Source organism: Streptococcus sp. 477, from assembly GCF_013277295.1.
Taxonomy (GTDB): Bacteria; Bacillota; Bacilli; order Lactobacillales; family Streptococcaceae; genus Streptococcus; species Streptococcus pseudopneumoniae.
The window spans coordinates 1-14,638 of sequence record NZ_VMMQ01000030.1; the positions used below are offsets into that span (position 1 = coordinate 1).

The 14,638-nt window shown below is 42.3% G+C and carries 13 protein-coding genes; all 13 read right to left on the reverse strand.

Translation table 11 applies throughout. The annotated features are described in order from the left end of the window. Window positions 1-1,558: PavB family fibronectin-binding SSURE repeat adhesin (locus HT691_RS04580; protein WP_172925273.1), on the reverse strand; the 1,558-nt coding region annotated here is incomplete at its 3' end. Window positions 1,559-1,673: 115 nt separating this feature from the next. After that, a complete protein-coding gene (locus HT691_RS04585) occupies window positions 1,674-2,690 on the reverse strand; it encodes a glycosyltransferase family 2 protein (RefSeq protein ID WP_000771879.1) in 1,017 nt (338 codons plus the stop codon). A 308-nt stretch (window positions 2,691-2,998) separates the two neighbouring features. Next, window positions 2,999-3,664 (reverse strand): TrkA family potassium uptake protein, encoded by a 666-nt coding sequence (locus HT691_RS04590; RefSeq protein WP_001283900.1) that lies wholly within the window; start codon window positions 3,662-3,664, stop codon window positions 2,999-3,001. Window positions 3,665-3,677: 13 nt separating this feature from the next. Continuing rightward, window positions 3,678-5,057: a TrkH family potassium uptake protein gene (locus HT691_RS04595; protein WP_138699935.1), complete on the reverse strand. Its 1,380-nt coding sequence runs from the start codon at window positions 5,055-5,057 to the stop codon at window positions 3,678-3,680. Between the two features lie 213 nt (window positions 5,058-5,270). Then, window positions 5,271-6,035, reverse strand: a complete 765-nt coding sequence (locus tag HT691_RS04600; protein WP_000614982.1) for a nucleoside phosphorylase — start codon at window positions 6,033-6,035, stop codon at window positions 5,271-5,273. Window positions 6,036-6,175: 140 nt separating this feature from the next. Continuing rightward, window positions 6,176-7,030 (reverse strand): VOC family protein, encoded by an 855-nt coding sequence (locus HT691_RS04605; RefSeq protein ID WP_138699936.1) that lies wholly within the window; start codon window positions 7,028-7,030, stop codon window positions 6,176-6,178. A 200-nt stretch (window positions 7,031-7,230) separates the two neighbouring features. Next, window positions 7,231-8,268, reverse strand: a complete 1,038-nt coding sequence (locus HT691_RS04610; protein WP_172921888.1) for an aldose epimerase family protein — start codon at window positions 8,266-8,268, stop codon at window positions 7,231-7,233. A gap of 115 nt (window positions 8,269-8,383) precedes the next feature. Beyond that, window positions 8,384-9,550: an SIS domain-containing protein gene (locus HT691_RS04615; RefSeq protein WP_172923214.1), complete on the reverse strand. Its 1,167-nt coding sequence runs from the start codon at window positions 9,548-9,550 to the stop codon at window positions 8,384-8,386. 436 nt (window positions 9,551-9,986) lie between these two features. Further along, a complete protein-coding gene (locus HT691_RS04620) occupies window positions 9,987-10,391 on the reverse strand; it encodes a PTS sugar transporter subunit IIA (protein WP_172923215.1) in 405 nt (134 codons plus the stop codon). 6 nt (window positions 10,392-10,397) lie between these two features. Beyond that, on the reverse strand, window positions 10,398-11,213 hold the full coding sequence (locus HT691_RS04625; RefSeq protein ID WP_000185297.1) for a PTS system mannose/fructose/sorbose family transporter subunit IID: 816 nt from the start codon (window positions 11,211-11,213) through the stop codon (window positions 10,398-10,400). Further along, window positions 11,200-12,105: a PTS mannose/fructose/sorbose/N-acetylgalactosamine transporter subunit IIC gene (locus HT691_RS04630; protein ID WP_120007847.1), complete on the reverse strand. Its 906-nt coding sequence runs from the start codon at window positions 12,103-12,105 to the stop codon at window positions 11,200-11,202. The genes HT691_RS04625 and HT691_RS04630 overlap by 14 nt, the downstream gene beginning before the upstream one ends. A 26-nt stretch (window positions 12,106-12,131) precedes the next feature. Next, window positions 12,132-12,608 carry a PTS system mannose/fructose/N-acetylgalactosamine-transporter subunit IIB gene (locus HT691_RS04635; protein WP_172921733.1) on the reverse strand — a complete coding sequence of 159 codons (477 nt, stop codon included), beginning with the start codon at window positions 12,606-12,608 and terminating at the stop codon, window positions 12,132-12,134. Further along, window positions 12,605-14,392: a beta-galactosidase gene (locus HT691_RS04640; protein WP_172921732.1), complete on the reverse strand. Its 1,788-nt coding sequence runs from the start codon at window positions 14,390-14,392 to the stop codon at window positions 12,605-12,607. Before HT691_RS04640 ends, HT691_RS04635 begins: the two co-directional genes overlap by 4 nt. Window positions 14,393-14,638 lie beyond the last annotated feature (246 nt).

Genomic DNA, 14,638 nt, shown 5'->3' on the forward strand with positions numbered 1-14,638 from the left:
ATAGGGCTGGGTTTTTAGCTACACCATTATCTGACCATGGTGCCTTGTCAGATGCCTTGAGTAAGAGACGAGTCAACATGCCATCACCTGCGAAGAGTTCGTATGGAATCACATGGTTAACACCAGCTGTGAATGGACCGTCACCCTTGGCTTGTTCAAGGTAGGCTGCTGGAACATCGATACTGTCTTTAACGTTGTCTGCAACGGCTTTTTGAACTGTTTCTTTAGAAATTAAACCGTTTATGTTAATAGTGACTTGTTTAGTTGCTACGACATTTGTCAAATCTGCTTTACCATCTTTGTTACCATAGACATTGACTGTAGCGCTGTAGGTTTTAGTGCCGTTTGCTCGGAACTGGTCGATGAGTTCTTGTTTTTCTTTGCCAGCCACGTTTCCGTCCAAGGCTACTTGATAGAAGTATTGACCTTTGGTCTTCACGTTTTCGCCTAGTGGAGATAGGGCTGGGTTTTTAGCGTCGCCGTTATCTGACCATGGTGCCTTGTCAGATGCCTTGAGTAAGAGACGAGTCAACATGCCATCACCTGCGAAGAGTTCGTATGGAATCACATGGTTGACACCTGCTGTGAATGGACCTTCACCCTTGGCTTGTTCAAGATAGGCTGCTGGAACATCGATACTGTCTTTGATGTTGTTTTTAACTGCAGATTTGACATCGCTTCTTGTTACAAGACCGTTCAAGGTAATATTGACTTTACGTTCCTTGACAACCTTATTCAAATTTGGTTTATCACCGGCTGCTTCATAGACAGTCAGGGTAGCTTCATAGGTATTTGTACCATTAGTACGAAGTGTATCTAATAAATCCTGATCTTGCTTACCTGTAGTGTTACCATTCAAAGATACTTGATAGTAATACTTGCCATCAGGTAAATTTTTCACTGGTGGAATTTTTTCATTTTTATCCTTACCATTATCTGACCATGGAGCCTTGTCAGATGCTTTGAGCAAGAGACGAGTCAACATACCATCGCCTGCGAAAAGTTCATATTTAAGCGGTTTGTTTACACCAGCCAAGAAAGGACCGGAAGCTTTGGCTTGTTCTAGATAGCCCGCTGGGACATCGATACTGTCTTTAACATCCTCATCGACAGCTTTTTTAATATCTTCTGGACTTGCTTGTTTCCCATCCACATCAGCTGTATCTACAGCTTCTTTTAAGACATCTGCTAGCTCTGAATTTTCTTGAGCTTCTTCACCTTTTTCAAAAAGTGTATCCAGACGAGAAGGGCTTGTCTCCTCGCTCACTTCAGTTACTTCTGTAGGTGTAGAAAGTGAGTTCGTATTTCCAGCAACGACCTCAGGTTTCGCTTGAGCAAGAACAGTATCTCCCTGAGTTTCTGCTAAGTCACCCTCTTTCGTTCCCGATGTCTCTTCAGGTACAACTTGAGCAGGGGTCGGATTGACCCCATCGGCACGTACAGAACTTGGCTGACCAACTAGGACAAAGAAGCCACTAGCCACAACAACTGAGGCAACACCGACACTGAGACGGCGAATAGACCAACGAGTATATCTTTGATTTGGATTGAATTTCATAGGGTTCTCCTTAGAGTTTTTCTTTATTTGATGACTCTAGTATAATATCCTAAAATTAAAAAGGACTAAGAAAAAGTTAAAATTTTTCTTAAATCCCTCTTATAAAATACTTATATCAATTAAATCCATAAACAGATTTGGTGATTTGATAGACGACATTGGACAGTTTGCGAGCTGGCAAGACTGAATGTTTGGTCAAACGGCTAAGCATGGTCTTACGGATAGCCTGAAAAACCTCTGGATTTTCCTGCTGAATATAGGTCCACAGCTCCCGTTTTTTTGCCAAATGCTCTGCTGTACCTGCTCGATTGAGCAGGGCACTGGAAATCACCGTCGTAATCTCGATATGATTCAGCAGATATTCTCGCATTTTGGGGTGGCTCACTTGGGATAAATCAAGCTGGTCTACCAAGAGTCGATTGACTTTAAGTTGCTGGTCAATGCGCTTAATCATCACTTGCTCATTGACAGACTGGTCCTCACGCCCAATCAAATAACGATAGAAATCGACAGGCAGATAGTACATGGTCTTGACCTGCTGAAGAGGGGTAAAGACAAAGAGATTATCGACATAAAAAGTATGCTCAGGCAGTTGGAACTGGCTAGCACGCAACAAATCTGTCCGATAAATCAGCGAGTGCATCATGATATACTGGCCTTTGGAGAAATTTCCGACCTGGTCCCAGCCAAAAATCTGCCGAACAGGCAAGACTGACTCGTAGCTCATACTCTTCTTACGAGACTGACCTTCCTTTTCGTAAACAAAATTAGTCACAAAGGCGTCAACCTCTTGACCCTTACTCTCAAGTTCCTGCAAGGTTTCAAGAGTTTTCAAGTAGGCACGAGGATCCACCCAGTCATCACTGTCAACTACTTTAAAATAGCGCCCAGAAGCCTCTACCAAGCCACGATTGACCGCACCGCCATGGCCCTTATTTTCCTGATAAATGGCTCTAACGATGTTAGGATACTTGTCGGCTAAACGCTCAGCGATTTCCTGAGTCTGGTCCTGAGACCCATCATTGATAATCAAAATCTCAACTTGCTCACCACCAATCACTAGCGACTCCACACAGTAATGAAGATAGGCTGCAGCATTATAGCTAGGAATGGCGATAGACAATAACTTCATAATCTACTCCTTTAGGGGACTGATTTTTCTTACTCAATGAAAATCAAAGAGCAAACTAGGAAACTAGCCGCAGGTTGCTCAAAACACTGTTTTGAGGTTGCAGATAGAACTAACGAAGTCAGTTACCTATACCTACGGCAAGGTGACGTTGACGTGGTTTAAATTTGACTTTCGAAGAGTATTACTCTCTCTTGTCACTGCTTTCTATTCTACCATAAAGTCCAGCCTTTGAAGAACTTTTACTAGAATACAAGGCTTCTGTCTCTATTTATCATCTTAAGCATCAAAAAAGAGGGAAGCTCCCTCTTTTACAAATTCAATGCTGCTAGGGTATCCAAATACTGGTTGTTGATGACCGCCAAAATATAGGTATCTGCCTTCAAGAGGTCATCTGGTCCAAATTCAACATCCAATGGGGAATTTTCCTGCTCTCGGAAGCCCAAAATATTCAGATTATATTTGTCACGGAGGTCTAATTTACTCAGACTTTGACCTGCCCAAGACTGAGGAATTTTCATCTCCACAATAGAGACATTTTTATCCAACTGAAAGACACCAACACTATTATGGAAAAGAATGGTATGTGCTAGAGACTGCCCCATTTCATACTCTGGCGAGACAACCGAGTCAGCTCCAATCTTTTCTAGCACTTTCTTAGCAGTCTGACTTTTGACCTTAGCAATAACAGTCGGTACCCCCAAACTCTTACAGTGCATAACCGCAAGCACACTCGACTCCAGATTTCCACCTGTCGCGACGACAACGGTATCGCAGGTATCAATCCCTGCTGATCTCAATAATTCTTCATCTGTGATGTCACCAATCACTCCACGCGCCAAAACTGGCTCAAACTGATTGATGCGCTCTGCGTGGTCATCAATAGCGATAATATTCATATCCTGCTTGGCTAGGGCAGCTAGGACACTGCTCCCAAAAATTCCCAATCCTAAAATTCCAATCGTACGATCTGACATTCTCTTTCCTTTCTTAACCAATACTAATATCTGCTTTCATATAGTGAATCATATCTTTCTTTTCTGGATGGTAATCTGCCAAGCTAACAAACAAGGTCAAGGGACCAATTCGTCCCATAAACATAAGTGGCATGATAACACTGAGAGCCAATTTCCCAAGATCAGAAGTCAAATTTGCCGTTACACCAACTGTACTAAGAGCTGAAATGGTTTCAAATATGAGGTGGATAAAGGGAGGATTGCCTTTGGCTGTCATCCCTAGCAGGATCAATCCTACCAAGAAGCTCATCAAAAAGATAATAAAGACACTAAAGGATTTTTGAACCGTTCGCGGCGCAATCGTTCGTCTCGCAACATTGGCATGAGGCAAGCCCAAAAGCTCACTTCGAGCAAAGACCAAGAGGACAAAAAATGTCGTAATCTTGAGACCCCCAGCCGTTCCCCCAGGTGCCCCACCTAGAAACATCTGTAAGATATAAATCAAAAGAGTCACAGGATGAGCCTGAGTATAATCTATCGTAGAAAAGCCTGCTGTTCGCATCGTCACTGTTTGAAAAAAGCTAACTAAAACCTTATCGGCAACAGGGAGATTGCCAATCGTTCCAGCATTGTTCCACTCAAGAAAGAGAGTAGTTGCCGTTCCAAATAACAACAAACCTAGAGTCAATAATAGTACAAGCTTCGTATGAAAGTGCAGGCGCCCTTTTTTCTTTCTTCCTACATGACCAGCCAAATCAAACCAGACCATAAAGCCAAAACCACCTGTAATAATTAAGCCTGCAATCACCAGATTGACCAGTAAATCGGTCTGAAAAGCAAATAAACTGGTGCTCCCCAAATTATCAAAACCTGCATTACAGAAGGCGGATATAGCTAGAAAAATGGAACTAAAAAGACCGCGCCCCCAGCCAAGTTGTGGAACAAAACGAAAACTGAGGAATAGAGCTCCCAAACCCTCAACTAGAAAAGTTGTGAGAAAAATAGAATGGACAAACTTTCTCAAAGATCGAGTTTCTCCATAACTAAAACTATCCTGAATAGTTGCACGGCTACGAAGACTAAGCTTTTGCTTGCTCTGGATATAGAAAACCCCAATAAAGGTCATGAGCCCTAGACCACCGATCTGAATCAAGAGCAAACAGATTATTTGACCCCAGATATTATATGTTTGAGCTACTGGAAGGGTTGAAAGACCTGTCACACAGACTGCAGAGACAGCAGTGAAAAGATGATCAAAATAAGTCGCTCGTGAGCTTTCAACTTGGACAAAGGGCAAGCTCAAAAGAAGAGAGCCTAGTAAAATGACCAAGGCAAAACTCAAAAAAATACGACGGGCTGGCGATAAACGAGATAAGCCTAGCTCTATTTTTTCCTTAGATAATTTGAATAACATGTTTCCATTGTACCATAAAACAAAAGAAATATCTCAAATAGGAATGGACAAAACATCGCGTACGCTTATCCTAAAAAAGAGGTTATCCAAACTCGTCCATTTCTAGAAACGTCTAAAAACTACCGACTTCCTATTTTATTCGGCAAAAAATAATCATCAATCAAGCTTTTAAAGTTCTCCTTCACTAAGATAAGAAACTGCCGAGAAAAGCGACTAAAGTTGCACAACACTTGCTAAACTCAGTTCTAACGCCTTCTCAAAAGCTTCCGATCCCCAGTCACGACTATCGTACTGGTCCAAGTCTGCTAAGGAATCAGCTGTGAACAACAATTCTCCCCAGAGAACCCCTCGCAGTTGGGCTACTGCCACAAGCGCAGAACACTCCATCTCCACAACAGCACAGCCCTCTTCCTTACGATAAGCCACCTTTTCAGCCGTTTCTCGGTAAAAACCGTCTGTCGTCCAGGTCAGGACTTCTTCATAGGGAATCCCTCTGACTTCCAAAACTTGCTCAATGGCAGCAATAGCCTCTGGCTGCATTTCCATATAACGAGAAGGTGCCACATAGTGGTAACTGGCTCCTTCATCTCGCAGAGCGCGAACAGGGACTAGAAAGGCATTTTCCTCTATATCGGCTAGCACACCACAGGTACCTGTGGAAATAATCTGCTCCACACCATAGCCAATCAACCAATCCATAAACTGGGCTGCTGGAGCTGAACCAACAGGAGCCTGAGCCAGACAAATCTCCTCGCCTTTGTAGTTCACGACATAGACTGGATAGGTCTTGGTGGCTGAAACGAATTCGCCGACACAGTCCGCCCCTACTTCCCTCGCATAGCGGTCAATCTCTTCACCTAAAAATGCATAGACACATTTCTTGGGCAAGTGCAAGTCCAGCCCCTCGTGATTGGGCATGATAACCGCCTGAGGATTATCATCAAACTCTAAAATGGGAATCGCATGTTTCTGAATCATAACCCACCTCCTCTAATTTTGTACTATTGTATCAAAAACTGACAAAGTGTCAAGGAGGAAGCTGATGAACTGAGGAAAAGCTAATACTAGAATAAAAACCACTTTCTACAATTGATGCTCTGATTTTCATCACATCCTGTCTATCGAGCTAAGCAAATACGAGTCACAATTCCATCTGAGTCTCTGATTTCCAATTGGCTCGATGTCATCCATTTGATTGGTGCGTCAACTTCTTGTGCTCGTTGGGCAATCGTTAACAGTTCTTCTTTATGTGCGACTTCGATGACATAGTAGGCTAAACCTGGTAAGCCTTGCTTACGCGAATCCAGACCTTTTCCTCCCCATTCGTTAACTGCTAAATGATGATGGTAATCTCCAGCCGCAATCCAACTAGCGCTAGGCACACTGAATTTATCCTCTAGCCCTAACACCTTTTGATAAAACTGGCTGGACTTTCGACTATCCTTGACGGAAAGATGAATATGCCCCATTCTCGTACCTTCTGTCAAGATAAAGGGCTCTACTCTTTCCCCCAACTCATAAATGTCCTGCGCCGCAAGAGCCTCCGTCACTCCGATAATGCGTCCATCTTCTCGAATATCCCATGTGGAAACCGGCTTATCTCGATAGAGTTCAATGCCATTTCCCTCCAAATCTTCCAAGTAAATAGCTTCACTGTAACCATGGTCTGCACCGCCGACAAGAGGAATCTGTAAATCTGTCAGGTGTTTCAAGACATCAGCCAAAGCCTTGCGTGTGGGCAAGAGAATGGCCAAATGGTAAAGACCACAATGTTCCCTCACTTCTCCGCTCTCTTGTGCTTGAATCAGCTGTACCAAGACTTTTCCACCAAGGCCTAGAATGGACTCTGTCTCAGTTTGAGATAAGATTTCTAAACCAATAACTTGCTGATAAAAGGCTGTTTGACTGGCCAAATCCTTTACATTTAAAACTGTCTCTGCCAAATAAATGTGACTCTTGTATTCATAGGTCATAAATGGTTCTCTTTTCTCGTTGTAATTATTACAACTATTGTATAATTTCCATCAAGAAAGTCAAGCCAGATAACTCAAAAATAACACCATTTCAGGATAATATAAAGTAAATCATTTCATAATAAAACGCATATTATCAAACTTTTCATCACCTGACAATATGCGTTATTTTAATTTTAAAGACTTTTTGACCAGCTTTTTTATTTCACAACAAGCTCATAGCGTGTCTTGCTTGTAAAGGTTTGACCTGCTTTGAGAATGACTTGGTCTTTGAGGTCACTGTGGATGGCATCTGGTAAGGCCTGCGCTTCAAGGGCAATCCCATTGTGCTGAATCATTGGTTTGCCAGCCACAAGTACACTCTCATCCACAAAGTTTGCTGTGTAGATCACAAAACATGGAGCCTCTGTCTTGAAAAGCAAGAAGCGACCTGAATTTTGGTCATAAAGGAAACCAACATTATCATGGCCTGTAGGAAAGGCAAATGGATGATCCAAGCCAGATACCAGCTGGATTTGCTCATCTTCCTCTGCAAAGATGTCTTTCAACAAGGCACCATTGTAGATGTGTTTAACCACATCACGAGTAGCATCTAGAGTTTTGGCAGGAACACCATCGGGAGCGATTGGGTAAATACCCTCTGTATTTAGTTGGAAGACATGACGGTCAATTGTCTGCGTGAAATCACCAGACAAGTTGAAATAGCTGTGGTTGGTTGGATTGACCAAGGTATCTTGATCAGTTGTTACCTTGTAGCTGATTTCGTAAGCACCAGTTTCTTCCAAGTTGTAGCTAATCCAAATCTTGAGATTACCAGGAAATCCTCCTGTCCCATCTGTACGCTCTGTATAGAGGGTCAAGCCATGATCGCTCACTTCAGCTAGTTCAAACAAGCTTGAATCCCAACCAGTTGAACCACTGTGGTTACAGTTGCTAGCATTGTTAACTTCAAGATTATAAGTCTGGCCATTGAGTTCAAATGTCGCACCTGCGATACGGCCTGCAACTGGACCTACACTCGCTCCATGTTTAGGACTATTGCCTACATAGCTATCAAAGTCATCAAATCCCAAAATAACGTTGGCAAAATTTCCAGCCTTGTCAGGCGTGACATAACGCAAGATAGTCGCACCATAAGTCATGACTTCAAGCTGGTAGCCACCGTCCGTCTCAAAACGATAGGCCAAGACATCCTTGCCCTCAACATTTCCAAATACACGCTCTGTGTATGCTTTCATTCTGTTCTCCTTTTACTATTTCTCTCAAGCAAACAAACCATAGAAAGCCGACTGACAATCTATGGTTTATCTGATAATTTACAAATCCTCTTTTCAAGAATTTATAAACACTGTCTTACTTTTGATATTCGTGGATGATAACACCTTGTACCACACGGTTTACGGTACCTGTAGGAGACGGTGTATCTGGTTTATTTTCTACCTTGAGTGAAGTCAATAGAGCAAAGAGTTGAGCATATACGATGTATGGGAAGACACGGTAAATATCATTCAAGACACCGCCACAACCAAGGGCCACTTCTTTGACATTTTCAAGACCAAAGGCTTGATCACTCAAAAGCACAACACGACGAGCAATCTGGTCACCAGCAACTTCACGAACCAAGTCTAAGTCGTACTTGCGAGTGTAGTCTGTCGTTGTACCAAAGACCAAGACAACTGTATCTTCGTTGATAAGTGATTTTGGACCGTGACGGAAGCCAACTGGGCTTTCATACATGGTCGCAACTTGACCAGCAGTTAATTCCAAAATCTTGAGCTGAGCTTCATGAGCAAGTCCAAAGAAAGGACCAGCGCCTAGATAGATGACACGGTTAAAGTCTAAATCAACGAGCTCTTTGACATCTTCTGCCTTGTCTAAAACTTTACGGGCAAGACTAGATACAACTTCAAAACGTTCAGACTTAACAGCAAATTCTGTAGGATCAAAGACCAAGAGAGCTGTCAACATCATAGACGTAAAGCTAGAAGTCATGGCAAATCCAGCATCATTAGAGACAGCTGGTTGCAAGAGCAAGAGATTACGGTCATCTCCATGAGCTTGAAGAGCCAATTTACCATCTGCTGCACAAGTAATCGTCACTTGGTAAAGCTCATCCACCAAGGATTTGGCCAAATCAACAGTCGCCACACTTTCAGGCGAGTTCCCACTACGAGCAAAAGACACAAGGACAGTTGCCACATCTTTTTTCAAATAGGTTGCTGGATTGGCAACGATATCTGTTGTTGCAATGGCATTGAAATTCCATTTGCGTTCGTCATAGACTTCCTTAAAATAAGGTAGCAAGGTATCTCCCACATAAGCAGAAGTCCCAGCACCTGTCAAGATAACCTTAATATAGTCATGTTTATCAGCGATTTCTTGTAGGAAGGCTGCAATTTCTTCACGTTTTGCTTGATAAAATTCAAAAGCTTCTCTCCATACATCAGGCTGTTGGTAGATTTCACGCGTAGTGATTTCTGCACCCAATTCGAGCAAGTCTTCTTTTGTATAATATAGCATTGAGTTCCTCTTTTTCTATTAAAGATGGGAATGGGAGTAAACTCCATTCCCATGTATATTCTATATAAAATGCTCTAACGATTTTCACGTTGTCACATGAATTGAATCGAGTTCCAACTAAAATCTGTAGGAAACTAGCCGCAGGCTGCTCAAAGCACTGCTTTGAGGTTGTCGGATAAGACTGACAAAGTCAGCTCAAAACACCGTTTTGAGGTTGTCGGATAAGACTGACAAAGTCAGCTCAAAACACCGTTTTGAGGTTGCCGGATAAGGCTGACGAAGTCAGCTCAAAACACTGTTTTGAGGTTGCCGGATAGGACTGACGAAGTCAGCTCAAAACACCGTTTTGAGGTTGCCGGATAAGACTGACGAAGTCAGTAACATATACCTACGGCAAGGCGACGTTGACGTAGTTTGAAGAGATTTTCGAAGAGTATTATTCATCTTCGTCATCATCGAAGTCCGCTAACAGATCATTAACTTTCACAATGCTTTCTGCAGCACGGCTCTTGTAGTCCGTATCTGCGCCTGTAAGGCTCGCATTGATAAATTCAATCACCATTGGAAGATTCATCCCTGCATAAAGTTCGATGTCACGACCTTCCATAATCAAACGGCTTATCACGTTACATGGTGTTCCACCGAGAAGATCCGCAAAGACTAGGAAATCATCCACTCCTTCAATAGCAGCTTCAAATTTTGCAGTAAATTCTTCTGGTCCATCTTCTGGAAGAAGAGCTACTGTGTAAATGTTGTCTTGTGGGCCCATAATCATTTCTGTGCTACCTTTAAGCTCCTCACAGAAGCGACCATGGCTCACCAAAATTAATGATTTGGTCATAAGGAATTACATTCCAAATGCAAAGTGACCAAGGGCAGAAAGAGCCAAAGCAAGTACGATAATAATACCGATAGCTTTAGTAGAGTTCATACCTTTCTTACCAAGCAACCAGAAGATAAAGGCAGTAAAGATTGCTGGAAGCAAACGTGGGAAGATTTGGTTCAAGATGTCTTGGAAATCAATCATCTTTTCACCGATTGGCAACTTGTAAGAAATTTCAAAGTTAATCACTGTTGCTACAAGAGCACCCATCATGAAGACACCAAGTACAGATGCAGCGTCAATCAAAGCTGTCAAGGTACTTTGCATATTGTTGATAAGGTTAACCCCTTCTTTGTAAGCAAATTCCAACTGTTTCCAACGGAAGATGTCATAGGCTACTGCAACTGCAATCCAAAGGAAGATCCCCCAAGGTTGGCCAGCGATAGCCATAGTTGCTGCGACTGACCCCATGATAGCAGGTACAAGTGAACCAAAGATTGTATCCCCAAGAGGAGCGAATGGTCCCATCAAACCTGTCTTGATACCGTTAACGGCGTCTTTTGAACCTACACCATCTTTTTCTTCCATGGCAAGGTCAAAACCAGCGATAATGGTATGGAAGAATGGCGAAGTATTGAAGAATTGAGTATGAACTTTCATCATTTCTTTCAATTCAGGAGTGCCATCACCATACATTTTACGCAACTGAGGCAAGATCATGTAAAGGTAACCAGAAGCTTGCATACGTTCGTAGTTCCAACCTAATTGGAAAGTAAACAAGCTACGTTTGTTGATTTGATTAAAATCTTCTTTTGTTAGTTTGTAATTAGAATTCGTCATCTTCGATTTCCCCACTTTCTGATGGTGTAGAAGGTGCTGCTACAGCTACTTTTTGGCTATTTTTGAAGTGAAGCACTGCAAGGAAAATACCTACGATAGAGATACCAATCATAGACAATCCTTTGAAGTTGTTCACGAAACCAATTTTTTCAGCAACTTCAGCAGGAAGAGTACCTACGATACCAGCAACAGCGCCACCAAGACCTGTTACATATGAGTAAAGAACAGTCAACATAGCTGTCAAACCAAATCCCATAGCAAGGTAATGAAGGTTACGTTTAACTGGAAGGTAACGAAGCAAGATTGCAAATCCAAGACCTGGAAGCATACGTCCTGCGAGTGTCAAACCATCTGCAACCCATTGGTATTTTGTAACGAAGTCTACTACGCCTTGTACAAATTCACCACCAAAAGCAAGGGCAAAGAAGACTGGAAGGGCACGAGATAAAGCCCAAGGAATCGCACCAAGCAAGTAGTTGCGTTCAATACCTTTATAGTCAAAGCGTTCGATTGCAGCATCCACACGGTGAGCAAAGAAAGTAGTTGTCATACGTCCAAGAACGTCGAAGTATGTCAAGAGAGTTGCTACTGGCACAGCGATTGTTGTAATCGCAAGTGCTGTATCAATTCCTTGTGAAACAGAGAAGGCTGTCGCAAGAACCGCACCAGAAGTAGCGTCGATACGAGAAGCACCACCGAAGGTACCAACCCCAAGAACGAATAGCTGCAAGTTACCACCGATAAGCAGACCAGTAGTCACATCTCCCATGATTAAACCAGTAATGAAACCAGCAAATACAGGGGAACCTGCAGATGAAACGATCGTCAACTCATCACAGATTTGATAAGCTGAGTACAAAGTGAGAAGTAAAATTTGCCACCATTGTATCATAACAATGACCTCCTAAAAATTTTTTCCTATTTTAATAAGCTCAAAAAGTCTGAAATTGGATCATTTGGAACCATTTGAGCAGTAAGTTTAACACCTTTTTCTGCCAGTTTGTGGAAGTCTTCCACATCCTTATCTACTACGTTGATAGAACGTGTGATGGCGCGAGTTTCTGGTGTTTGAGACATATTCCCAACATTAAGGGTTTCAAGTGGTACACCTGCTTCTACCAAACCAAGGAAGCGGTCTGGTTTACGAGCCACGATAAAGAGACGTTGGCTATCGTATTTGCCAGCAAGAATATTGGCTGCAGCTTTCTCAACTGGCAAAATACTCAATTTCACACCTGGTGGTGTCGCAAGTTTCAAACCACTCTTTTCAACGTCGTTGTTGACAACTTCGTCATCTACAACCATAATACGTGAAACATTTAGTTTTCCAGCCCAAAGGTTGGCTACTTGTCCGTGGATCAAACGTCCATCGATACGGCATCCTACAATTGTCATAAGTTTTCCCCCTTTATGTGTTTTAGTGTAGGTTTACGAGTTAAATAAATCTCTTCTTTATATTGACCTTCTGTTTCAAAGATAATGATGCGGTTGGCACCTTCCTTGAGATAGCTATGAGGGATATAAAGTGAGAGAGTTGGGCCAACGTTCCAAAAACGTCCTAGATTCTGCCCATTGACAAAGGCAACCCCCTTACCAAACTCAGACAAGTCTAGGTAAGTATCTTTTGGCTCTTGGACTGTAAAGTCATAAGCGTAAAAGGCTGGTTGTCCTTGAGTCCATCCTTTTGAAAAATCAATTTTCTCAGGATTGTCTAGTGGGAGTGGATAGTGTTTCCAGTTCAGTAAGAAATGCAAATCCTTACAAACCCCTGTCCGAATTCCCTTACGTTGCGTATCTGCTAAGAACTTATGCCCATAGTTGACACGCCCCATATTTTCTATCAATATGTCAATCCTAGATAACGCTTTCTTTTCACCTTGATAAAAAATATCTTCCCCAATCTCTGTCTGATATTGGGTTTTAATCCACTGACCATCGACATACAGCTGGGCCCTATCTCGACCGTCAATGATACGAAGTCTTTCTTCTTCTGCATCCCAGTTTGTTTCTGTTCGATAGAGTAGGTAGCCATAGCTTTGTCCCAACTCCTCCATCTTTTTAGGATAGAGACTTTCTATCGGACTTGACAAGCTATCCAAGGTTTCAAACAAGGAAACTTTTTCAACTAGTCGAATAGAATCCAACTCCATACTCTCTTTGTAGAGTGGTTCCAACTGTGGATACTCTGGAAAATGTGTCGCCATCATCTTCTTGACTGCCAGATATTTGGCAGTTGGATTTCCTTCTTCATCCAGAAGGGCATCGTAATCATAAGATGTAACTTGTGGCAAGTCCAAAGTTCCCCGAGCCGAGCAACCATTCATGAAACCAAAGTTTGTACCGCCATGGAACATGTAAAGATTGATAGAGCCTTGTTCCAAAACCTCTCGAACTGCATCTGCCAATTCCTTAGGATCCCGTGTGATAATCGGTTCTTTCCAACGATTGAACCAGCCATCCCAGAACTCCATACACATGAGCGGCCATTTCTTACCATGCTCATCAAAGAATTCCTGCATCTGTGAAAAGTTGTAAGATGCCTTAGAACCAAAGTTTCCTGTTACAAAGAGGTCCTCTTCAATTAAGGTTCCAGCTTTCAGAGTAGCTCGCCATGGACCATCTGATGTAAAGAGGGGACAGGTTATGCCACACTCTTCCATTAGCTGTCGAATCGCTCTCAGGTAAGCCTTATCTTCTCCGTAAGAACCATACTCATTTTCAACCTGCATCATGAGAATATTGCCACCATTGTCCAACAAACGAGGCACCAGTCTTGGCAAGAGCTGGTCATAATAGCGACCAACTGCCTCGATATATGCTGGGTCGGATGAGCGAATTTGCATGTTCTTGGTCAAGAGCCAAGCTGGTAAGCCACCGAATTCCCATTCCGCACAGATAAATGGAGACGGACGAACAATCGCATAGAGACCCAAATCTTGTGCTGTCTGTAGAAACCGCTCCAAATCCAGAGCTCCTTCAAAATGAAACTCACCTTCACGAGGCTCGTGTAAATTCCAAGCAACATAAGTCTCTACCGTATTAAAACCAAGAGCCTTCAAGTTATAGAGCGAATGATACCAATCCTCTGGAGGAACCCTAAAATAATGAATGGCACCAGATAAAATCTTAAATGATTTTCCATCGAGATAGAAATCATCTCGTATCTCAAATCGTGTCATAAAACTACCTTCTGACTGCGAAAGTTTGCGCTTTCATTTGTTGTTATAGTCATTATAAACCAATCTGTTTGAATTGTCAATAGAAATTGTAGGGATATTTACTGCAATTTTACTATTATACACACGTTCAATTAGTTTCAAACATTTTCAGACCCATTTCAAACACTCTTTAAATTCGGAATAGAGAACCTAAAATAATTTTGCACAAAATACATTTATAAAATACGTACAATGCCTATGTAACTT